19 protein-coding genes are annotated in these 24197 nt (G+C 37.7%); 14 read left to right on the top strand and 5 right to left on the bottom strand.

Annotated features, from left to right (window positions below; all coding sequences use genetic code 11):
- Nucleotides 1-48: 48 nt before the first annotated feature.
- Together MMP60_RS05720 and MMP60_RS05715 are read right to left on the bottom strand one after the other, a co-directional pair.
- On the bottom strand, nt 49-915 hold the full coding sequence (locus MMP60_RS05720) for a histone deacetylase (protein WP_241335372.1): 867 nt from the start codon (nt 913-915) through the stop codon (nt 49-51).
- Nucleotides 909-1895: a hypothetical protein gene (locus tag MMP60_RS05715; protein ID WP_241335371.1), complete on the bottom strand. Its 987-nt coding sequence runs from the start codon at nt 1893-1895 to the stop codon at nt 909-911. Before MMP60_RS05715 ends, MMP60_RS05720 begins: the two co-directional genes overlap by 7 nt.
- 368 nt (nt 1896-2263) lie before the next feature.
- On the opposite strand from MMP60_RS05715, the gene gloB reads away from it, so the two are divergent.
- The 8 genes from gloB (at nt 2264) to MMP60_RS05675 (ending at nt 13621) form a co-directional block, all read left to right on the top strand.
- Nucleotides 2264-2995, top strand: coding sequence for a hydroxyacylglutathione hydrolase (gene gloB / locus MMP60_RS05710; RefSeq protein ID WP_241335370.1), 732 nt, complete (start codon nt 2264-2266; stop codon nt 2993-2995).
- 298 nt (nt 2996-3293) lie between these two features.
- Nucleotides 3294-3500 carry a hypothetical protein gene (locus MMP60_RS05705; protein WP_018678617.1) on the top strand — a complete coding sequence of 69 codons (207 nt, stop codon included), beginning with the start codon at nt 3294-3296 and terminating at the stop codon, nt 3498-3500.
- A 293-nt stretch (nt 3501-3793) separates the two neighbouring features.
- Nucleotides 3794-5176, top strand: coding sequence for an adenosylhomocysteinase (ahcY, locus tag MMP60_RS05700; RefSeq protein WP_241335369.1), 1383 nt, complete (start codon nt 3794-3796; stop codon nt 5174-5176).
- Between the two features lie 88 nt (nt 5177-5264).
- Nucleotides 5265-6101: a methylenetetrahydrofolate reductase [NAD(P)H] gene (metF, locus tag MMP60_RS05695; protein WP_241335368.1), complete on the top strand. Its 837-nt coding sequence runs from the start codon at nt 5265-5267 to the stop codon at nt 6099-6101.
- Nucleotides 6102-6120: 19 nt separating this feature from the next.
- Complete coding sequence (locus MMP60_RS05690) at nt 6121-6843, top strand: 16S rRNA (uracil(1498)-N(3))-methyltransferase (RefSeq protein ID WP_241335367.1); 723 nt, start codon at nt 6121-6123, stop codon at nt 6841-6843.
- A gap of 114 nt (nt 6844-6957) precedes the next feature.
- Nucleotides 6958-9834, top strand: coding sequence for an EAL domain-containing protein (locus MMP60_RS05685; RefSeq protein ID WP_241335366.1), 2877 nt, complete (start codon nt 6958-6960; stop codon nt 9832-9834).
- A gap of 192 nt (nt 9835-10026) precedes the next feature.
- Nucleotides 10027-12297, top strand: a complete 2271-nt coding sequence (locus tag MMP60_RS05680) for an NADP-dependent malic enzyme (RefSeq protein WP_241335365.1) — start codon at nt 10027-10029, stop codon at nt 12295-12297.
- Nucleotides 12298-12394: 97 nt separating this feature from the next.
- Nucleotides 12395-13621: a multifunctional CCA addition/repair protein gene (locus tag MMP60_RS05675; RefSeq protein WP_241335364.1), complete on the top strand. Its 1227-nt coding sequence runs from the start codon at nt 12395-12397 to the stop codon at nt 13619-13621.
- A 78-nt stretch (nt 13622-13699) separates the two neighbouring features.
- Here the strand turns inward: MMP60_RS05675 and tsf are convergent, their stop codons facing one another.
- A complete protein-coding gene (gene tsf, locus MMP60_RS05670; protein ID WP_241335363.1) occupies nt 13700-14578 on the bottom strand; it encodes a translation elongation factor Ts in 879 nt (292 codons plus the stop codon).
- A 138-nt stretch (nt 14579-14716) separates the two neighbouring features.
- A complete protein-coding gene (rpsB, locus tag MMP60_RS05665) occupies nt 14717-15469 on the bottom strand; it encodes a 30S ribosomal protein S2 (RefSeq protein ID WP_004661273.1) in 753 nt (250 codons plus the stop codon).
- Nucleotides 15470-15683: 214 nt separating this feature from the next.
- Here rpsB and map point away from each other — a divergent pair, with 214 nt between their 5' ends.
- The 4 genes from map to MMP60_RS05645 all read left to right on the top strand — a co-directional run bounded on the left by map (nt 15684) and on the right by MMP60_RS05645 (nt 20821).
- The gene (map, locus tag MMP60_RS05660) at nt 15684-16508 is read left to right on the top strand and encodes a type I methionyl aminopeptidase (RefSeq protein WP_241335362.1); all 825 of its coding nucleotides are present in this window, start codon (nt 15684-15686) and stop codon (nt 16506-16508) included.
- A gap of 204 nt (nt 16509-16712) precedes the next feature.
- The gene (locus MMP60_RS05655) at nt 16713-17768 is read left to right on the top strand and encodes an OmpW family outer membrane protein (protein ID WP_241335502.1); all 1056 of its coding nucleotides are present in this window, start codon (nt 16713-16715) and stop codon (nt 17766-17768) included.
- A 409-nt stretch (nt 17769-18177) separates the two neighbouring features.
- On the top strand, nt 18178-19524 hold the full coding sequence (locus MMP60_RS05650; RefSeq protein WP_241335361.1) for an MFS transporter: 1347 nt from the start codon (nt 18178-18180) through the stop codon (nt 19522-19524).
- Between the two features lie 82 nt (nt 19525-19606).
- The gene (locus MMP60_RS05645; protein WP_241335360.1) at nt 19607-20821 is read left to right on the top strand and encodes an alginate export family protein; all 1215 of its coding nucleotides are present in this window, start codon (nt 19607-19609) and stop codon (nt 20819-20821) included.
- A gap of 203 nt (nt 20822-21024) precedes the next feature.
- Here MMP60_RS05645 and MMP60_RS05640 read toward each other — a convergent pair whose 3' ends face one another.
- Nucleotides 21025-22149, bottom strand: coding sequence for a trypsin-like peptidase domain-containing protein (locus tag MMP60_RS05640; RefSeq protein ID WP_277603686.1), 1125 nt, complete (start codon nt 22147-22149; stop codon nt 21025-21027).
- A 252-nt stretch (nt 22150-22401) separates the two neighbouring features.
- Between MMP60_RS05640 and MMP60_RS05635 the strand changes: the two genes are divergently transcribed.
- Nucleotides 22402-23160, top strand: a complete 759-nt coding sequence (locus tag MMP60_RS05635; RefSeq protein ID WP_241335358.1) for a Nif3-like dinuclear metal center hexameric protein — start codon at nt 22402-22404, stop codon at nt 23158-23160.
- A 277-nt stretch (nt 23161-23437) separates the two neighbouring features.
- Complete coding sequence (locus MMP60_RS05630) at nt 23438-24061, top strand: superoxide dismutase (protein ID WP_241335357.1); 624 nt, start codon at nt 23438-23440, stop codon at nt 24059-24061.
- Nucleotides 24062-24197: the final 136 nt, after the last annotated feature.

Here is a 24197-nt window from a genome sequence, read left to right as displayed (position 1 = left end):
ATAAGACGAAGCTCTCATTTTTGAGGGCTTTTTTGTTTCTTTCTATTTTTAAGGAAAGTAAATTTCATTTGCAGCTTTGAATGTATTGACGTGCAAAGGCACTAAATCATCGAGTTCTTGATATCCACCCGCCAATACAAACAGTAATGGAATTTTCATTTTTTTTGCCATCTCAAAAACTAAACGATCACGCTCAAACAACAATTCTGTGGTAAACCATTTCGAACCGTATTTATCATGTTGATGACAATCCATCCCTGCCTGATAAATGATTAAATCAGTATCCCAACGGGAAGCATATTGAAAACTTTCTAAAATCGCTTCGCGATATTGTTCAAAATCTCCCTGTTTAGGATGAATATAACGAGTCAAACTCCGTTCACCAGCCTTGCAACCAAAACGAATCCCAAAAATACTAAAATTAATTAGGTTGGTCATACGATTGCTAAAGATCGCTGTGCCATCGCCACCATGTTGATCACAATCTAAAATAAAAATACGCTTTTCAGGATATTGTTTAGCGACCAAAGCTAAACCATTAAAAGTACAATACGCTGCGCCAGATTCATAACTGGCATGATGAAAACCTTGTGCAATATTTGCGGCAATCCCCTCTTTGAATGCAATTTCAGCCCCCAATAATTGCCCGGCTTGCACTGATAAGATTGCATCACGTAATTGTTCATTCCAAGGCTTAAAACCCTGAATAGTTGCATATGCAGTTTCTCCGGATAAGAAAGCTTCCACATATTGCGGGTTATGTAGTTTTTTTAAAATTTCAATATCAATTAAACCAGGATCAATCAATTCAACCATTTGATCCATGCGTAGCGCATCCGCAACGGCGGTCAGTTTTTCCATACTATTGGTATGCGTTCGTGCAAAATAGCGTGGAGCGTAACAAGCTTTTAGCATGGATGTCCTACATATAATTGATCTCGTGCGATCTCGATCAGTTGGCCCAACTCAGTCGTATCGGGTCGAAATAAACCATTATCAACCTGCTGTTTAAAATGATAACCAAACGCACGTGCGCGATTTTTTGGAGAAACAGCCAATGTCGTAAGCCGTAAAAACCAAAAACCATTCATTTGAGCAATTGGGATCACATATCCTTTATATTGTTTATTGGGCTGCTTTTCTAGCACATCAATGTCATAACTTGCAGAAAAAAGGCTACCTGCGGGTAAGCGTACCCCATTCATCATCAATGGAACTAGACTGATACAGGAATGATTATCTCCCATATTCAGTTTCTCCATCATAATGGGTAAACCTTTATCATCGACAAAAATGTTAATTTCACCCTGTCTCAATAAACGGTGATGGGCAATGCGCAAGAAAAACTTTTCTGCCATCGGACATGAGCCAACTTTAGGTTTTTCTTCTAAAGAATCACACTCGATCATTTCTATTGTATGTACTGTCTGTGGAAGAAGAATATCTGCAAGTAATTGACAGATTAATACACTTTCTTCAAGTTCTGCATACTGATGAATGGTACGAAGCTTAGCTTGAAAATCAACCTCTTGCTGCAAATTTTGGGTAAATGAATCTTGTGAATGGGAAGCTTTTAGATATTGTTGCACATGTGGGTCAATATCTAAATTGCGCCAAGTTTCCAATAGCAAACCATGCGAAGAGCTTTGATTCAAAATATTTTTTAAACCTTTAATTTCATAATCTTCAAAAATACGAAAATCTTGAAAACCCATCATATCTCGAGGTTGCGAAACGAACTCGGCAATCACACGTGTCGCTTGAGTATATCCACAACCACGACGTTCCGTTTGATGACTAAAATGCTCATTCAACATTTCTGTGAGTTTGACAGACAAAGGATGTAAGTATTTTTTGAAGATGATGACAATTTCATGATCGACCAAATCAGTCATAATGCTCTCTCTTTATTCTTATGATTTATTTTAATTTCATCTTTAGATTTTTACTTCGTTAAATATTGTTAAATCTAATTCTTAAATTATTTAGCTTTAATTAAATATCTTGCATATCAATAAAGATGAATATAAATCATTAATTTATCAAACTTTTACATCATCTTTATTTAAAATACACGACTTGTCAACTTAAAAAATGACAGCGTGCCAAGCAGTCATAATTTACCCTAAAAAGTCAGTCTTCAATATGGCTTCTATAGGAACTTTTGCACTCTTATAGATTTACACTTAAACTGATTACATTCGGATGATTCAAATATTCCGCCCAGCAATAACCTCATAAAACAGAGATTTAGGATTCGGCTATGCATTATAAAATTCATGCAATTGACGTAAAAAATACCTTAAAAAACTATATTTGGTTATTAGAAGATACGCATACCCATGAAGTTGTTGTGATTGATCCAACAGAAGCTGAGCTTGTGACTGATTTTTGCAAACAGCATCAACTTGAACTTAAACAAATTTGGCTGACCCATTGGCATCGCGATCATACCAATGGTGTACAAGGTTTATTGGCAGATCAAAATCTGCAAGTATTTGGACCTCGTGACGAACTCAGTAAAATTGCGCTTATTTCTCATCCCTTGCAACATAATGATCATTTTCATTTTAATCATTTGGAAATCGAAATTATTGCTACGCCTGGACATACCTTAGGTCATATTGTTTATTTTATTGAAGAAATAGATACGCTGTTCTGTGGAGATACCTTATTTGCAATGGGCTGCGGACGTTTATTTGAAGGTACGGCTGAACAAATGTACCATTCATTAAATCGACTCGCTGCATTACCAATCCAAACCAAAGTGTACTGCACACATGAATATACACTTGCAAATGCAGAGTTCGCTTTAACGATTGAACCCCATAATGTGGCATTGCAAGAGCGCATCAAATATATCAAAACATTAAGAGATGCAGATCAAATGACGTTACCAAGCACAATTGAATTGGAACTAGAAACAAACCCCTTTTTACGTACAGACAGTGCTGAAGACTTCGCACGTATACGTGCCCTAAAAGATCAGTTTTAAGTTCAAGACACAACGTTAATGATTTCATTCTATGCTTTTAAATAAAGTGGAAAGTGAAATCATTTTTTACATTTAATTAAACACAAAAATCAGAAAAACAGTACATATCAAAACACAAACTAAAACTAATAAAATCATATAATTGCAAAAAAACAAGACATCAAATTTAAGATTAAATTCAGTTTTGATTAAACTAATCTTACATTAGTTACACGAAGAAAAATAAATATATGCAATACCCCTTTAAAAAATTTTGAGTCACCCTTATTAATAAATACAAGTTAAAAGGAGTTCTGGCATGAAAACTAGAGTTGTGAAAGCAAAAAATTTATTGGCTTTTCGTATTTGGTTGGAAAAATTAGGATATTCAGTGAAAAGTCTTGCTGATAACAGAGGCTTTACATTCAGCTTTAAAAAAGAATATGGTCTTGTCACATGTGATTTATCTGGAAATGCTTTAGCTATGCAACTTGGCGAAGAATTTGAAGATCATTTAAAAGCCTAATGAGCATTTATATATTTTTGGGGTTTCAAATGGATTTGAGATCCTTAAGCTATGTTTAAAAATATTGACGACTTTAATCTCAGCATTAATCCATCATTTTCTAACCATCTCACATAAAATATCATTGGAACCAAGTCAATTTCCAAGTATCATAATGCCCTAATCGAGGGATGCTGCGACAATTGATTGGTACTAAAGATCAATTTGCCAGGCTCGATGTAAGAAGCAACGCTTCGCAAGACAACGGCATCCGCGAACAGAATGATCCATACTATTTTTTCTAGGAGATCCTGATGAACGCGGTTACTGCTTCATTTACAGATTATAAAGTTGCTGATATTTCACTTGCTGATTATGGCCGTAAAGAAATCAAACTTGCTGAAGCAGAAATGCCAGCTTTGATTGGTTTACGTAAGCGTTATTCGGCTGAGAAACCACTTGCTGGTGCAAAAATCTTGGGTTGTATCCATATGACAATCCAAACGGCTGTACTGATTGAAACATTAGTTGAACTCGGTGCAGAAGTTCGTTGGACATCATGTAACATCTTCTCTACTCAAGATCACGCTGCTGCTGCTATCGCTGCTGCGGGTATTCCTGTGTTTGCTTGGAAAGGCGAAACTGAAGAAGAATACATGTGGTGTCTTGAACAACAAATCAATGTAAATGGCACACCTTGGGATGCCAACATGATTCTTGATGATGGTGGTGATTTAACACTACTTGTTCACGAAAAATACCCTGAAGTGATTGCAAAAATCCACGGTGTAACTGAAGAAACAACAACAGGTGTTCAGCGTCTGTATGAAATGTTACGTGATGGTACTTTAAAAGTTCCTGCAATCAACGTAAATGATTCCGTAACGAAATCTAAAAACGACAACAAATATGGTTGCCGCCATTCTCTAAATGATGCGATCAAACGTGGTACAGATATGTTGTTATCTGGTCGTCGTGCACTTGTGATCGGTTACGGTGACGTAGGTAAAGGTTCTGCACAATCACTTCGTCAAGAAGGCATGATTGTACGTGTAACTGAAGTAGATCCAATCTGTGCAATGCAAGCATGCATGGACGGTTACGAAGTTGTATCTCCATACAAAAATGGCGTTCAAACAGGCAAGAAAGAAGACATCAACCTTGACCTTCTTCAAAACACTGACCTTATTGTAACTACAACAGGTAACTACCATGTTTGTGATTCAGCAATGCTTGATTCATTAAAAGCGGGTTCAGTAGTTTGTAACATCGGTCACTTTGATACTGAAATCGACACGAACTACCTACGTGGCTACAAATGGGTTGAAGTTAAGCCTCAAGTTCACCAAGTATATCGTTCAGAAGATGAAAGTAACTACTTGATCTTGCTTTCAGAAGGCCGTTTAGTGAACCTTGGTAATGCAACAGGTCACCCATCACGTATCATGGATGGTTCTTTTGCCAACCAAGTACTCGGTCAAATGCATTTATTTGCTGAGAAATTTGCCGATCTTCCTGAAGATCAAAAAGCTGCGAAAATCCGTGTAGAACTGATTCCTAAGAAATTAGATGAAGAAGTTGCTGCGGCAATGGTACTTGGTTTTGGTGGCGTATTAACCCAACTCACTCAAGTACAAGCAGACTACTTAGGCGTTCCTGTTGAAGGTCCGTTCAAATCTGACGCTTATAAATATTAATTTTTCATATTTCCCTCACCCTAGTCTTCTCTCAGAGGGAGAAGACTAGAGTAAGGTCAAAATAAGTATTTATAAAAAAGGATTTGAAATGACGAAACGTGTTCCTATTTCTTTTGAGTTTTTCCCACCAAAAACTGATGCAGGTGCGGAAAAATTACGTGTCGTTCACCAAGAACTGCAACTATTAAATCCAGAGTTTTTCTCAATTACTTATGGTGCTGGTGGTTCTACTCGTGAACGTACTTTAGCTGCGATTAATGACTTTAATGGCAAAGGCACACCTGTTGCACCTCACCTCTCTTGTATCGGTGATGATAAAGCACGTATTGGTGAGCTTTTAGATTTATATAAATCTCAAGGTATTGACCGTATCGTCGCTTTACGTGGTGACTTACCTTCTGGCCAAGTCGGTTTAGGTGAACTTCCATATGCTCAGGATTTAGTTCGCTTCATTCGTGAACATTCTGGCGACCACTTCCATATCGAAGTTGCAGCTTACCCAGAGATGCATCCACAAGCAGACAGTTTTGATTTAGATATTCAACGTTTTGTAGAAAAAGTAAATGCTGGCGCGAATGCAGGTATTACCCAATTTTTCTTTAATCCAGATGCATATTTTTATTTCATTGAGCAAATAGAAAAAGCAGGTGTGAATATTCCAATTGCACCAGGAATTATGCCGATCACCAATGCAAGCAATTTAATCCGCTTTGCAGATGGTACAGGGGCAGAAATCCCGCGTTGGATTCGTAAGCAACTTGCTGCTTATGGCGACGACAGTGAAAGTATCAAAGCTTTTGGTCATGAAGTGATTGTCAAACTCTGTGAACGTTTAATTGCAGGTGGTGCGCCAACACTCCATTTTTATTCAATGAACCAAACCGAACCAACTCGACAACTTGTTGTTGATTTAGGTTTAAATTAATTTGCTAGAGTACTCAACAATGAACCGTTTTTATATCGAGACTGAATTACATACAGGCAATACGATTGAACTAACGGAAACAGTATTTCATCATTGGGTACGTGTGCTAAGAGCAAAAGAACAAGAACAAGCCACCTTTTTCAATGGAAAAGGTGGTGAATATATTGTAACGCTGACTGAAATTAACAAGAAAAATGCCTTTGTTTCAGTTGATCACTTTGATCCAACTGATCGAACACCACCTTTTAACGCTTTATTAGGTCAGGTGATGAGCAAAGGTGATCGCATGGATTATGCGATTCAAAAAGCCACAGAGCTTGGTGTAAAAACTATTCAATTATTGACTAGTGAACGTTGCGAAATGCGGTTAAGATATGATCGTGATCAAAAGAAATTAGATCATTGGCAATCCATCGCTATTGCAGCATGTGAACAATGTGGAATGAATAGCGTTCCTGAGATTTTAGCCCCTATTCCATTAAACGAATGGCTAAAATCAGAACAGCTACCACCGTCACGTTTTGTATTAGCACCAAACAAAGACCAAGAAAATGTATTGCTAAACAGTACACCCGATTTAGCACTCCTAATTGGTCCAGAAGGTGGTCTGAGTGAAGCAGAAATTAAGGCTGCCAACCAAAACCATTTTCAAAATTGGTGCATTGGAGATCGTGTTTTAAGGACAGAAACCGCTCCAGTCGTAGCTTTATCCGTTTTAAATTATCACTTTTCAATCAAATAAAGTATTTGCATTGCTTTCCTCTTGATTTAGCGGTAATTTAAAATAAAACCGTATCATGTTTACAAAAATGAAAGTTGTAGACATAGATAAATAATGAAAAGGATTATTCTTTGTATGCTCGGGGTTCATGAAAAAAATTTGCCACAATTTGTTTATACGGATCAAATTAACTATACGAATCACGTACGTCTATTTATTTTAAGTGTGTTTTGTATTTCACTATTAGATTATGTTTTATTTGGTTTTTTTTACTCTTTTAATGCAAATGTTTTTTCTACTTGGATTAGTATCAGTCTAAGTATTCTGTTCTGCTTTTACTGTATTTGTCATCTTTCATTAAAACACTATTCTTCTATTCGATTTGCACAAAAAACAAATATCACCTTTCAAATTATTTGCTTTTTCACAGGATTATTACTAGGAATTAGCACAATCATTATCAACTATTTTCTAGTGAAAGATGTACCTGAATTATCTGGTTCTCACATCCTAACATTAACTGCATTACTGCTGACCTCATCACATATTATTGCTCTTACCTTTCTCACTCAGCATATTCGCTACTTCTTTTTATTCTTTATTCCAAGTATTACACCCTTAGTTTTTTCGCAACTTTTTCATCGTGATCAAGAACATACTCTTTTTTACTTGGCATATTATTCATCTTTTTTTGCAACATTATTATGCGCACAAGCAACCTTCAAAATTCATCAACGCTTATACCAAGTATTAGAAAAAAATAAGCAGCTCATTGATGTTGCAGAACAACACAATCAATGGACAGAAGAACTGTGTCAACAATTACGACGTGAAGTCAATAAATCGAAAGATATAGAAGCTCAACTCCAGTTTAACAATCACCTTTTAGAACAAAAAGTTCGTGAACGTACTTTTGACTTAACCGAAATGAATGATAGCTTGCAAGAGCATCGTCAAAACCTTGCTTTTGCCCATGAAACAGCAGGTATTCGCCCTTGGGAATGGAATTTAGAAAACAATACCGTCGAAATTACCAATTCTCATCGCAAAGAAGTCACTCGTGACTCAGAGAACCACTATTCGCTGCTGCATAAAATCGTACATCCCGATGATGTTGAACGTGTTAAAAATACTTTATATAGCCATCTTTGCGGTCAGACCAAACGTTATGAAGAAACATTTCGCATTAAGCGTGCAAATGGTGAATGGGTTTGGATTCATGATGTTGGGCAAGTAAGTTTAAGAGATCCCAAAGATGAAACACCATTACGTATGGTCGGTATCCATCGAGATATTAATCAAGAAAAGAAAGATCAAGAACGCTTAAAATTAGCTGCTAGTGTGTTTGAACAGGCTTCTGAAGGTATCTTTATTCTGGATGATAGCTTTCACTATCTCGAAATCAATCCCAAATATGAGCAACTGACAGGCTTAGATAAACAATTTATTTTAGAAAAACAGCTTTTTGAAATCACCAAACAAAATAAACAGCACCATCATAACTTTCACCTCTCTATTCTTGACACCCTGCATGAAGAGCATGAATATGAGGGTGAATTCCAAGAAACTTACCTTTCTGAAAAATCATGCTTTTTATGGATACATATTAATGCTGTAAAAGATGAAGCAGATCGAGTAATTAATTATATTGGGATCGTCTCTGATCAAACTGAACGTAAACATCAAGAACAACGTTTATCCTATTTAACCAATTACGACACTTTAACGGATTTACCAAACCGCTTTTATTATCATCAGCAATTACATCAATATTTAGTTAATGAAGCTTCAATACAAAATCTAGCTGTTATTCGTCTAAATATTGATCGCTTTCGTGCTTTGAATGAATTACTTAGCAATCAAGCAGGTAATGAACTATTAAAACAGGTGGCACAACGCTTACGTATCAGTAATATTGATGCCCTTCTTGTTGCACATTTAAGTGCGGATGATTTCGCCATCATTTATGAAATGTCCCCGCTGCATCCCCCTATTAACCAGTTATGTAGCAATATCGTCGAAGCATTTAGCAAACCCTTTTATATTGCCAATCAAGAATATGTCGTGAGCATTTCAATTGGTGTTGCCATTTACCCAGAACATGGTCGCCAAGTTGATAATCTAAATACACATGCTGAACAAGCATTAACTGAAGCAAAACGCCTAGGTGGGAATACAACGCGTTATTATTCTAATGAACGAACTAATTTTGTTGCCAAACATACCGATTTAGAACTCGATTTAAGAAAAGCGATTCAAAATAATGAACTTGTTGTTTATTACCAACCCAAAATTACTGCACAAAATTGCCAAGTAAATGGATTCGAAGCTCTTATTCGCTGGAAACACCCAACCAAAGGGCTGATTATGCCCGATATTTTTATCCCTTTAGCAGAAAGCACGAGTTTAATTTCTGATATCGGACGCTTTGTCTTATATGAAGCTGCCAAACAATTACAAGATTGGCAAAAACTTGGCTTCAATCATATTCATATTGCCGTAAATATCGTTGCACAACAAATCTTACGTGGTCAACTATTGCATGATATTGACACTGTACTTAATCAATATTCAATCACTGGCGCAAACCTAGAATTAGAAATTACTGAATCAGCATTTCTAGAAAATACGGAGAATGTAAAAACCATTTTATGTGCTTTAAAAGAACGTAATATTTCAATTGCGCTTGACGACTTTGGCACTGGCTATTCTTCACTCGCCTATCTAACTGAATACCCAATCGATATTTTAAAAATTGATCGCGCATTTATTTCAAGAATTGGCAATGCAAAGCAAGATGCAATTGTGAATGCCATGATCGCAATGGGCAAAACAATTGGCTTAAAAGTTGTTGCTGAAGGTGTTGAAACAGAACAACAATGCGACTATTTAAAGCGACAAAATTGCGACATATTACAAGGCTATTTATTCGCCAAGCCTTTAACCGCTATACATGCAACTGAATACCTACAACAACATACGCAACAGGCAATTGCTAGATATTCCATTTAAAAACGAGTTTTGAACTTATTGGCAATTTATTTACACTCAATATTAAATTGTCAATAAGCATGATCGTTTAGTGAAAATAAGCTTTTTTGACTGGGCGAAAACATGAACTAATGCTATATTCTTGTGCACTTATCTTAATATAATCGTCAGCCATATATATGCCTGATTATTATCGGAACAATCGAGACTCAGATGGACGATCAATCTTTAAAAGAAGCCGCTTTGTATTACCATGAATTTCCAACACCAGGAAAAATCAGTGTGACACCGAGCAAGCAACTCGTTAACCAACGTGATCTAGCGCTTGCATATTCACCAGGTGTTGCTGCTCCATGTTTGGAAATCGAACGAGATCCTTCTGCCGCTGCAAAATATACAGCACGCGGAAATCTGGTCGCCGTTGTGAGTAATGGTACAGCCGTGCTTGGTTTAGGAAACATTGGTCCTCTTGCTTCTAAGCCTGTAATGGAAGGTAAAGGCGTTCTATTCAAAAAGTTCGCGGGTGTTGATGTATTCGATATTGAAATTGCTGAAAATGATCCAGACAAGATCGTTGATATCGTTGCTTCGTTAGAACCAACTTTTGGTGGTATCAATCTTGAAGATATCAAAGCACCAGAATGTTTCTATATTGAAAAGAAACTTCGTGAACGCATGAAAATTCCTGTGTTCCATGATGACCAACACGGCACAAGTATTATTGTAGGTTCAGCACTATTAAATGCTTTACAGCTTGTTAATAAAAAAATTGACGAGATCAAAATCGTTGCATCTGGTGCAGGCGCTGCTGCACTTTCATGCTTAGATTTACTTTGCGCTCTCGGCGTGAATAAAGAAAATATTATTGTAGCTGATTCTCGCGGTCTTCTAACAACTTCACGTGAAGGACTTGATGAATCGAAAAAACGTTATGTTCAAGACATTCAAGCAACGCAATTACATGAAGTAATGGCAGGCGCAGACATGTTCTTGGGTCTTTCAGCAGCAGGGATTTTAACCAAAGAAATGGTTAAAGAAATGGCTGAAAATCCAATCATTTTCGCTCTTGCAAATCCAGACCCAGAAATTTTACCTGAACATGCACATGAAGTACGTTCAGACGTGATTATGGCAACTGGTCGCTCAGATTATCCAAACCAAGTAAATAATGCGCTTTGTTTCCCATATATTTTCCGTGGTGCACTCGATGTCGGTGCTACAACAATCAACGAAGATATGAAAATTGCTTGTGTACATGCGATTGCACGTATGGCACATGTTGAGGCAGATGCAGCGACCTACGGTGAAAAATCTGCATCATTCGGTCGTGATTACTTAATCCCTCGCCCTCTAGACCAACGCTTGATTTTAGAAATCGCACCTGCGGTTGCTAAAGCTGCAATGGATTCTGGTGTTGCGACACGTCCAATTGAAGATTTTTCTGCATATCGTCAAAGACTTTCTGAGTTTGTATATAACTCAGCATTCTTAATGAAACCAATTTTCTCTCAAGCGAAAACCGATCCTAAGCGTATTGCATATGCTGAGGGTGAAGATCAACGCGTATTACGTGCAATTCAAATTGTTGTAGATGAAGGCTTGGCTAAACCAATCCTTGTTGGTCGTACTGCTGTGATCGAAGACAATATCAAAAAGCTTGGCTTACGTTTACAACATGGCGTAAACATCGAAATCGTTGATCAAGAAAATAACCCTTTATATGATGATTTCTGGAAAGATTATCATCAAACCATGCAACGCAAAGGTGTGACTGTTGAATATGCACAACGTGAGGCACGTCGTCGTTCAACACTTATTGCTGCGCTGTTGGTTAAATTTGGTAAAGCTGATGGTATGTTATGTGGTACTTATTCAAGCTACGACATCCATTTAGATTTCGTTAAAAATGTGATTGGCTTAAAAGAAGGTCGTAGTACCCTCTTTACACTCAATGCATTAATGCTTGAAGATCGTAACTTATTTATTGCCGATACTTATGTAAATACAAATCCGACTGCTGAACAACTTGCTGAAATGACGATTTTAGCGGCTGAAGAAGTTCGTCGTTTTGGTATGACACCTCGTGTTGCTTTACTTTCTCATTCAAGCTTTGGTAGTGATCAAGTTGATCCTAGCGCTCAGAAAATGCGTGAAGTTTATCGCTTACTTTCTGAACAAGCACCAGAACTTGAAGTTGAAGGTGAAATGCATGGCGATGCAGCACTAGATGATAATATCCGTCATTTTGCATTCCCAAATTCACGCTTTAAAGGTTCAGCGAACTTGTTGATTATGCCGAATCTAGATTCTGCAAATATCTCATTCAACTTGTTAAAAGCAACATCTGGTAATAATGTAACAATCGGCCCTATTCTTTTAGGTGCTGCAAAACCAGTACATATTTTAACACCGACTACGACAACTCGCCGTTTAGTGAATATGACAGCTTTAACAGTTGCAGAAATTCAACAAAGCCAAAACTAATCAATTTAAGCAAAGCTTTTAACATTAAAAGCTTTGCTTAATGCTTGAGAAAACCTCTATTCTGTAGCATGATTGTGTGAAGAATAGAGGTTTTTTCATGCAAGTTTATTTAGTAGGCGGTGCTGTTCGAGATCATTTGCTCGGTCACCCCTATCACGAAAAAGATTATGTTGTGGTTGGAGCAACACCCGAACAATTATTATCCGAAGGCTACCAACCCGTTGGAAAAGATTTTCCTGTATTTCTTCATCCAAAAACAAAAGAAGAATATGCGCTTGCGCGTACCGAACGAAAATCAGGTATTGGCTATCATGGTTTCCAATTTTTCACAGATACAACGGTTAAATTGGAAGAAGATCTCATTCGTCGTGATTTAACGATTAATGCAATGGCAATGGATGATGCTGGTCAAGTTTATGATCCCTACGGCGGTCAACAAGATCTTAATCAGAAAATCCTCCGCCATGTTTCAGATGCCTTTACAGAAGATCCTTTACGTGTACTCCGTGTCGCTCGCTTTGCTGCACGTTATGCCAGTTATGGATTTCAAATTGCCGAAGAAACATTGCAATTAATGAAAAGCATTGCAGATTCAGGAGAATTGAATGCTTTAACACCTGAACGCGTCTGGAAAGAAACGTCTCGTGCATTAATGGAAGATCATGCAGATATCTATTTCCAAACACTCAAAGATTGCGATGCTCTAAAAATATTATTTCCTGAGATAGATGCCTTATTTGGTATTCCACAACGTCCTGAGTACCATCCTGAAATAGACTGTGGTATTCATACATTAATGGCGTTAAAACAGGCTTGTCAGGCAAATTATGCCTTAGACGTACGTTTTTCTGTTTTAGTGCATGACTTAGGTAAAGCATTCACCCCTGTTGATGAGCTACCAAGACACATCATGCATGAAGAACGTGGTTTACAGCCCGTTACTGATGTATGTGAACGTTTAAAAGTCCCAACTCATTTAAAGAATTTGGCTTTAATTGTTTGCAAAGAACATTTGAAATGCCATCAAGTCAAAAATCTAAAACCAGGCACTTTATGGCGTTTATTACAGCGTTTAGATGTTTTACGTAGACCCGAAAAGGTACAAGCATTTGTGCAAGCCTGTGAATGTGATGCTAAAGGTCGATTGGGTTTAGAAAATCGTCCTTACCCTCAAGCACAGTATATTTTAGATGCGATGGAAATCGTTAGAAATATCAGAGCACAGGATTTACCTGAACATGTTCAAGGTGCAGAAATTGGGGAAATGCTGATTCAGTATCGAATTGAAGCCTTAGCAAAATTTAAGGAAATGCATGGCGAATAATTTTAACAAAATTACAAATAAATAAAAAAACCCAGTCATTATGACTGGGTTTTTAAACTCTTACTGATTCAATAAAAATTATTGAGCAGCAGCAGCTTGAGCAGCAGCAACTTCATCAGCGAAGCTCATTTCAGCTTTCTTCTCAATACCTTCGCCTACTTCGAAACGAATGAATTGAGCTACAACAGTACCCGTTGCTTTTAATACGTCAGCAACTTTCTTGTCGTTGTCGATAACGTACATTTGACGATCAAGAGCAACTTCGTTCAAGTATTTTTCAACTGAACCAGTTACCATTTTTTCAACGATGTTTGCAGGCTTACCAGATTCTAATGCTTTCGCTTCAGCAATTTCTTTTTCTTTAGCGATTAAATCAGCAGAAACTGATTCAGCATTTACAGCAACTGGGTTGAACGCAGCAACGTGCATTGCAATACCTTTACCAGTGTCAGCATCACCTGTGTAAGAAACAACTACACCGATTTTTAAACCGTGCTTGTAAATCGCCAAGTTTTCGCCTTCAACGATCTGAGCGCGACGAACTTGAATGTTTTCACCAATTTTTTGAACTAGTGCAACACGCGCTTCTTCTACAGTCGTGCCATCTTCAAGTTTAAGTTCAGCAATTTTTGCAGCATCAGTTTCATTTGCAGCAAGTGCAGCAGCAGCAACCTTATCAGAGAAGTTTTTGAAGTTTTCGTCTTTAGCAACGAAGTCAGTTTGACAGTTAACTTCAACAAGAATCGCTTTGTTACCGTCTTGGATGATAGTGATCGCACCATCAGCAGCAATGTTACCTGCTTTTTTAGCAGCTTTTGCTTGACCTGATTTACGAAGGTTATCAATCGCAAGTTCAATGTCACCGCCTGCTTCTGTTAATGCTTTTTTGCATTCCATCATTGCAAGACCAGTACGGTCACGTAATTCTTTTACCATGCTTGCAGTAATTGCAGTCATGTTGATCTCCTAAAATCGGTAGAATATAAATCTGTTCAACAAAAACGGCCCAAAGAAACTCTGGACCGTTTGCAATCTCGACGCTCTAATTTGCCACCATTACATGTCGCAAAAATGACAAGTTTGCGTCAAACCGCATTAAGCCTCAGAAGCGTCTTTTGCAGCGTCATCGCCTTTAGCTTGTGCATTCGCTTGTGATTGAGCATATTCTTTACCAGCAAGAATCGCATTCGCCATAGCTGATGCATATAAAGTTACTGCACGGATCGCATCGTCGTTACCAGGAATAACGTAATCAACGTTATCTGGGTTAGAGTTTGTATCAACGATACCGATTACAGGAATACCTAAGTTTTTCGCTTCTTTGATTGCAATCGCTTCGTGATCAACGTCGATTACAAATAATGCGTCAGGTAAACCACCCATGTTTTTAACGCCGCCTAAAGCACGTTCAAGTTTTTCCATCTCACGAGTACGCTCTAAAGCTTCACGTTTAGTAAGCTTAGCGAAAGTACCATCTTGAGATTGAGTTTGAAGATCTTTTAAACGGTTGATAGATTGGCGAAGTGTTTTCCAGTTCGTCAACATACCACCTAACCAACGGTGATCTACATATGGTTGACCAGCACGTTGAGCTTGTTCACGGATGATGTTAGAAGCAGCACGTTTCGTACCAACGAACAATACTTTGTTCTTTTTGCTTGCAAGATTGTTAACAAAGTTCAAAGCATCATTTAACGCAGGAACAGTATGTTCAAGGTTGATGATGTGAATTTTGTTACGCGCGCCGAAAATATATTGACGCATTTTTGGATTCCAAAAACGAGTTTGGTGACCAAAGTGTGCGCCTGCTTGAAGAAGGTCGCGCATGCTTACGTTGTAATCTGCCATTTTCTTTACCTTAAAGTTTGGGTTAGGCCTCCATATACCCGCATCCTCCACCTATTGCTAGGCACCCAGAGTAATGTGTCGATATATGTGCGGATTTTTTACGACTATTTATTATCAAATATCTTCGTAAAAGATATTCACGAAAAGCATTTGATAAAATAGGCGGCTATTTATACCATAGACGCTTGCAAATTACCAAAAGTTTTTAGAGATCATGAACACGACTTACACAGCTCCTCGTCGATTAATCAAAACGCCCGAAGAAATTGAAAAGATGCGTGTTGCAGGAAAACTGGCGGCTGAAATTTTAGACATGATTAAGCCCTACATTAAAGCAGGCGTAAATACATTAGAACTCGATACAATCTGCCGCAATCACATTGAAAATGTACAACAAGCAATTCCAGCCTGTGTCGGCTATGGTGCTGCTCCAGGTCGCCCTGCTTTCCAACATTCGATTTGTACTTCAGTTAACCATGTGGTTTGTCACGGTATTCCATCTGAAAATAAAGTTTTAAAACACGGTGATATTTTAAACATTGACGTGACGGTAATTAAAGATGGTTATCACGGCGATACCAACATGATGTATGTCGTTGGTGGGGAAACATCTATTCTTGCAAATCGCCTGTGCCAAGTTGCTCAAGAAGCCATGTATCGTGGTATGGCAACCGTAAAAGATGGCTCATACCTTGGTGATGTTGGATACGCAATTCAGCAATATGTTGAGTCTGAACGTTTTAGCGTTGTACGTGAGTACTGTGGGCATGGTATTGGGAATGTATTCCATGATGAACCTCAAGTCCTACACTATGGTCAGAAAGGTACTGGAATGCGTTTAGAAGCGGGTATGACTTTTACCATTGAACCCATGGTGAATGCAGGTGTGTGGCAAACCAAACTACTGGGTGATAAATGGACTGTCGTCACCAAAGATCATAAGCTATCTGCTCAATACGAACATACGATTTTAGTGACTAAAACAGGTATCGAAGTGTTAACTGCTCGTCCTGAAGAAGATTTATCTCGTTTTATGTAATTTCTTATCCCTTTGATTTTATAAAAAAGCGACTTCGGTCGCTTTTTTACTAGTTCACAATTCTTTAATTAATGCATCTAAACTCAACAAAAAGCTTTATAAGCATCACAATTATAAATTTTAACTAAACAAAATTATTTAGTAAAAACCATTATTTTCTATTTGGAGAAAAGTTTCTTATAAATCGGACATGGAGTCCTCATGATGAAAAAGTATGTGTTTTGCACAGCGATCAGCATCGTAACAACATTACCCACGAGTAGTTTTGCTGAGTCACCTTATTTTAGTTTAAAAGATGGAGATGGCTTTAAGCGCTTCTCTATTTCTGCTGGTTGGTTACATGCGATACCACAAGGTTCAGCCAATCCAATTAATATTAATACGAGTGTCGCCGAAGGAACGTCATCCAAAGTTGGCTCTGTATCTAAGCAGGCTGTACTAAATGCCGCAGATCGTGAGTCCAACATAGTACTGTACGAAGCGATTCAGTTACTCCCAACAGACACCTTGCCTGCACTCTTAACAGGCACAGCAACTGTAAATGGTCTCTCGAATTGGCAAAGCCAAGGAACCGGTTTAGAAGCCGATAATGTCGATACAATCGGCATTATGGCAAATTATCACTTTACTGATCATCTTTCTTTACAAATCAAAGCAGGCATTCCTCCTAAAGTTAACCTTAAGGGTAAAGGTAATATTTATGCGCCATTGCGTGGCACAGCAAATACTTCACTAGGTGAAATTGGTCTAAAAAAAGACATACACATCTCTAACCTAGCCCAAGATGATACGGCTGCTTCTGCCCGTGCTTGGTTACCCGCAGTTGAATTGCATTATCAGTTTGGCAAATCAGGGATCAATAAGTTCCGTCCCTATGTCGGTGCAGGGCTAATGTATGCCTATTTCAACGATTTAAAAATAAATTCAGGGATTGAGTCTGATTTAATCAAAGCAGGACATATGATTCAAAATATTCATGATAATAAAGCAGGCGCCGCGTTAGATGCTAAGACTTCATCTGCTGATCCTGTCGTCAAACTTAAAGCAACCGATACCTTTGCGCCTATCATGACTTTGGGCGCAACCTACGACTTTAAACCAAATTGGTTTGCTGTTGGGTCAATCTCTTATTCTAAAATGAATAATGAAGCTCAAATTTATGTGACTGACCGCAATAGTGACAAAGAACTCATTCGAGCAAATACTAAAATTGATATTGACCCTTTAATCACTTATTTCGGTATCGGTTATCGTTTTTAAATGATAGATAAAAAGCAGCTTCGGCTGTTTTCATTCATCGTAACCTTTTAAATCAGCGTGCATGAAAACCATGCACCAATTAGAATCAATATTCGAATTATGAACTAACATAAATTTAAATAATCCATATGAGATTCTCTGATGAACATCCATGCACCCACAACAAAAATAAATAAATAAATAAATAAATAAATAAATAAATAAAAATTAAACAATTACAATCAATAATATAAATTATTCATTTGATTAAAATTAATTATTGGCACAACATTTGCTTAATAACTTACATGATGAATCAACGAAGATTCACAAAAATTTGCTGACGGCCAACGATGTCCGTTCTGTTCGATTTGTTTATGCGGAAAGACTGCGTAGCAAAAAAATATTACGTTCAGTTCAGGGGAAGGTTATGTCTTCAAAAATGAATCTAAATGCGAAGAAAGCAACTGAAATAAAATTATTCAGCTTTTCAACGCCTGCTATGCGCGCCTTCCATATGACTTGGCTCGCATTCTTTGTCTGCTTCTTCGCTTGGTTTGCCTGTGCACCATTGATGCCTGTGATCAAAGGTGAATTTAATCTCACCAAAGATCAGATTGCAAACATCAATATTGCCGCTGTTGCTATTACAATTCTTATCCGACTAATTGTCGGCCCATTATGTGATAAGTATGGCCCTCGTAAAACGTATACCGCTCTTTTAATTCTAGGTAGTATTCCCGTCTTTGGCGTTGCTGCTGCAAACACCTACGAATCTTTCCTATTCTTCCGTCTATTAATCGGTGCGATTGGTGCAAGCTTCGTTATTACCCAATATCATACTAGTGTTATGTTTGCACCAAACGTTGTAGGTACAGCAAATGCTGCTGCTGCAGGTTGGGGTAATGCTGGTGGTGGCGCTACTCAAGCAATTATGCCTTTAATTTTAGGTGCAATTGTGATGTTTGGTGTTGAACAAGCAATGGGATGGAGAATTGCCTTACTTGTACCAGGTGTAATGATGGTTATCGTAGGTATCCTATATTGGAAATTTACACAAGACTGTCCTCAAGGTGATTTTAAAGAATTACGTGCGAATGGCGTAGAAGTTGGTAGTGGTAAGAAAGGTGGTGTTGCTATCTTAATGCAAGCCGCTCGTAACTATCGTGTTTGGATTCTATTTGTTTCTTATGCTGCATGTTTTGGTATTGAAATTTTCATTCACAACGTTGCTGCAATGTATTATGTAGATCACTTCAATATGGGACTTAAAGAAGCTGGTTTAACTGCTGGTATCTTTGGTCTACTTGCATTATTCGCTCGTGCACTGGGTGGTATCCTTTCTGATAAAGTTGCTTTAACCAAAGGTTTAGACGGTCGTACTAAAATCTTATTTATCCTGATTTTATGTGAGGGTTTATTCCTCATGCTATTTTCACAAATGAATGTAGTTAGCCTTGCAATTATCAGCATGACTGTTTTTGCGCTCTTTACACACATGGCATGTGGTGCAACTTATGCTCTTGTACCGTTCATTGATCGTAATGCGCTCGGTGGTGTAGCTGGTATCATTGGTGCGGGTGGTAATGTCGGTGCAGTTGCAGCAGGCTTCCTTCTTAAAGGTCTACTGGATGTCCAAACTTGTCTTATGATTCTAGGTGGACTCGTTACGGTTGCAGCCTTCAGTGTCATCCTTATCCGCTTCTCTGTAGAACATAAAGCTAAAGAACAACAGTTGTTTGAACAAGCTATTCTTGAACGTAACTCTATCGCTTAACAGCAATTCCGTGTGGGATACCCATCCCACACAACACACTCTAAAACTTTCATACTTAAACGATATTTTCAGGGGTCTCAATATGAAATTGAATCTTCTTAGCTTTGCTATGCTCAGCATTTTATCAACAGCTACATTTGCCGCAGATGATTTTCTAACTAAAACTAAATTTTCTATAGATAGTCGCCTACGTTATGAGCTGGTTGACCAAGATAATCAACTTAAAAATGCTGATGCTTGGACATTAAGACTTCGCCCTTCCCTCGAAACTGGCACATGGCATGGTTTAAGTGCATTTGTACAAGGAGAAGGCACCGTTGAAATAAATGATAATTTCAACAGTACACGTAATGCTGAAACAAACTATAGCACTGTGACTGATCCTGAAAATCTACAATTGAATCAGGCTTATTTAAAATACGTATATAGCCCAAAATTTGATTTAAACGTTGGTCGTCAAGTTATCAATTTAGATAACCAACGCTTTGTGGGATCAGTAGCTTGGCGCCAAAATGATCAAACCTTTGATGCGATTAGTCTAAATATTAAGCCTTACGCAAAATTTGGTTTGTATTATGCATATATTGATCAAGTCAACACCATTTTTGGTAGTGAAGATCCAAAACCGAAATTTGTCCGAGCTCAAGATGGTAAACAAGACAGTCAAATCCACTTGATTCAAGCTAAAGTTAACTATAGCCCTCTGTTAAATTCAACATTTTATGGTTATTTGATGGATTTCGAAGATTTAGCTGCTTGGTCAAATCAAACTTACGGCTTACGTTTAACTGGGAAGAAAAACAATTTTAGATACGTTGCTGAATATGCAAAACAAAGTGAATATGCTGACCAACCTACAAACTACGATGCAGATTACTATGCGCTAGAATTAGGTTATGGCATTACAGACAAAGGATCTGCACTAGGCGAAATTGCACTAGGCTATGAAGTGCTCGGCAGTGATGCAGGAAAAATTGCATTTCAAACACCATTGGCGACCAAACATAAGTTCAATGGATGGGCTGATTTATTCCTGACAACTCCTGTGAATGGCTTGACCGACTTATACATTTCATCAAATTTTAATGTATTTGGTAAAGGTAAATTAAGCACTGAACTACATCAATATCGCAGCGATGTAAAAAATATGGACTATGGTCAAGAATTTTCAGTCTCTTATTCTCATGCATTACCTGTGAAAGGCTTGTCTGCTTTAGCAAAATTCTCAGATTATCAAGCTGAAGAATTTTCAGTAGACACTCAAAAGTTATGGTTCCAAGTTGATTATAAATATTAACTTAGAGGTTCTGTAATCGAATCATCAAAAAACTGTCATCAAACTATCAAATTTCGATGGTTTAATAAAAAATAAAAAACTCCAAAAATTGCAAGAAGCTTGCTGATCGACCTTTATCAGCAAGCTTTTTTTCTTTTCCTAAATAAAAAGGCTACATTCTAAGTAGCCTTTCATATTCAAATTGAATCAATCACAAGATCATATTAATCTTGCCGCTTAGGTAATGGAATGTATTGTGATTGCGCATTCTGCTGCACCTTACGCTCCCCCACTTTGACTTGTAGCGTCTGCTGCTTACCACCACGCTCAACCACGACATTAATTATGCTTTGCGGTGCTTGTAATGCAACGTAGTTAATCAAATGTGAAGCTGAGGTTATTTGTTCATTATTGACTTGAATGATTTTATCACCACGTTTTACGCCTGCAACATCGGCTGGACCATCACGCAATACATCCGCAACAATTACACCAATCGGTTTCGCAGCTAATACATCATCCTCCACGGTATTTGGAATTAAACTAATCCCTAACCAACCACGGACAACACGACCATCTTTCAAAATTGAGTTTAAAACTTGCTGACAGATTTTTGCAGGAATCGCAAAACCAATCCCAAGTGAACCACCCGATTGAGAAAAAATTGCAGTATTCACACCAATTAAATTACCCGCAACATCAATCAATGCACCACCAGAGTTACCAGGATTAATTGCAGCATCTGTTTGGATAAAGTCTTCATAAGTATTGATTCCCAAGTCAGAGCGACCTGTCGCAGAAATAATCCCTTGTGTTACCGTTTGCCCAACACCAAAGGGATTACCAATTGCAAGAACAACATCACCTACTTCATTACCACTGAGTTTAAATGGTAAAACAGGAAGTTTATCTAACTCAATTTTAATCACAGCTAAATCTGTATCTGGATCTGTACCAATCACTTTTGCTTCAGCACGACGACCATCGTGCAATGCCACTACAATATGTTCAGCCTGCGCAATCACATGGTTATTTGTTAAAATATAACCATCTGCACGCACAATCACGCCTGAACCTAAACTGTTTTCATTTTGAGGCTGTTGAGGGGCTTGATTACCAAAAAATTCACGAAATACAGGATCACTCAACAAAGGATGATTCATCTGTTTCACTTTCTGAGTGGTAAAGATATTCACCACAGCAGGCGCAGCAACTTTTACGGCAGCACTATACGAAACAACACCACCTGTTCGAGTTGTATCAATCAGAGGTTCAACCTTTTCAGCAGGCATTTTGACGCCATCAGCAGCGACTGTTGGTTTCGGCTGATGTGATTTCTGCCAAGCCAGAAAACTAAATATAACAACAACGAGTAAAACCCAAGGTAACCATGTAAATGCACGGCGCACGTTTATTATCCTCTAGGCAAAATTATGTTATGAGCAAACTTATTTATTGAAGAACAACAACTTTGATCTATTGTAAAGTAAATTAGTTTAGATCTATGTAAAAGTTAAAAAAGTTTTGTCTAGCTTTAGTTACATTTAAAAATATGTTTTTATTAATACCAAGATACAGATGTCAAGCAACTGAGGAATCAAATGGCAAATTTGCATGATATTGTGCAATGGTGTAATCAAACTTTAAAAACAAATGAATTTAAAGACTACGCACCAAATGGCTTACAAATTGAAGGCAAGTCAGAAATTAAAAAGATAGTCTGTGCCGTCACCGCATCTGAGGATGCAATCGATGCAGCAATCGGTCAGCAAGCAGATGTTTTGCTTGTGCATCATGGCTATTTTTGGAAAGGCGAACCCTACCCAATCACGGGCATGCGTGGCAATCGCATCAAAAAACTAATCCAACATAATATTTCATTGATCGCCTACCATTTACCTTTAGATGCACACCCAGTACTCGGAAATAATGCAGCGATTGCTGATTTAATCAGTTTAAAAAACTTAGAAGCATTAGATTCATCTGAAAAACATCCGATTGGAAACATTGCTTATTTAGAGCATGCACTTAGCCCTGAACAATTCAAAGCAAAGTTACAGGCTATTTTTGATTTTAATGTGATTCATTTACCAAGCGACAAACCCCAAATCCAAAAAGTAGGTTTTTGTACAGGTGGTGCTCAAGATTTTATCAATAAAGCCGCACAAGAAAATTGTGATGCTTATATTTCAGGTGAAGTCAGTGAACGTACTTTTTATGAAGCTAAAGAACTTGGTGTTCATTATTTTGCCTGTGGTCATCACGCAACTGAACGCTATGGCGTACAACGTTTGGCACAAGCGATTGCTGATCAATTTGCTATAGAAACTGTATATTTTGAGCTGAACAATCCGATCTAACTCAATTCAATCATTTAATAGAGTGAAAATAATTTCACTCTTCCCTTCGTAGCATTTCAAATGCTTTCCAGTCATTCCTAAAAATCTCCTCTTTCACACCAGCAAGTCTATTCAATCCCACATAAAACAAATGATAAATAAAATTTATTTTTTATTTAGTTTTACCAACATTAAAGTAAATTAAAAAGTTATTAATTATCATTTGCATTTAAATAAATAATAAAAGCGCTCCAATCCATCGCAATAAAACCACATTGATTACAAAGGAATCAAATACATGGCTTATTCTTTACCTGCGCTTCCTTATGCTTATGATGCACTTGAACCTAATCTTGATACTAGGACGATGGAAATTCATCATAGCAAACACCATCAGACCTATATCAATAATATTAATGGTGCAATTGAAGGCACAGAATGGGAAAAACTTTCAGTGGAAGAACTCGTTGCTAGAGTGAATAACGTCCCTACTGATCTTAAAAATATGGTGATCAATAATGGTGGTGGGCATGCCAATCATTCATTATTTTGGACAGTCATGAGTCCACAAGGCGGCGGACAACCTACAGGCAGTATTGCCGAAGCGATTGAGCAACAATTAGGTGGTTTTGATGCCTTTAAAGAAGCGTTTACCAAGGCGGCAATTAGCCGTTTTGGTAGTGGTTGGGCATGGCTCAGTGTAACATCTGCACACAAACTAGTCGTCGAAAGTAGTGGTAACCAAGACTCTCCACTTATGCACGGACATACTCCTATTTTAGGTTTGGATGTATGGGAACATGCATATTACCTTAAATATCAAAACCGTCGCCCTGAATATATCGCTGCATTTTATAATGTAGTGAATTGGGATGAAGTGAATCGCCGTTATCATGACGCATTACAAACTAAAGATCAGTAGTTTTCACATCAGCTAAACCTAGAGATCAGCATCCCTATAAAAACTGATTAGAGTCTTTTGGAACGTTCACTAAACAAACTAAAAACTCTAATCATTGTTGTATCGTATATGTCTCATAACGAAATTTTTTGCATAT

This window comes from Acinetobacter sp. ANC 4805, assembly GCF_022549495.1.
Classification (GTDB): Bacteria; Pseudomonadota; Gammaproteobacteria; order Pseudomonadales; family Moraxellaceae; genus Acinetobacter.
Note: the sequence above shows the minus strand (reverse complement) of the source record. Positions and strands in the feature narration are given on the sequence as shown.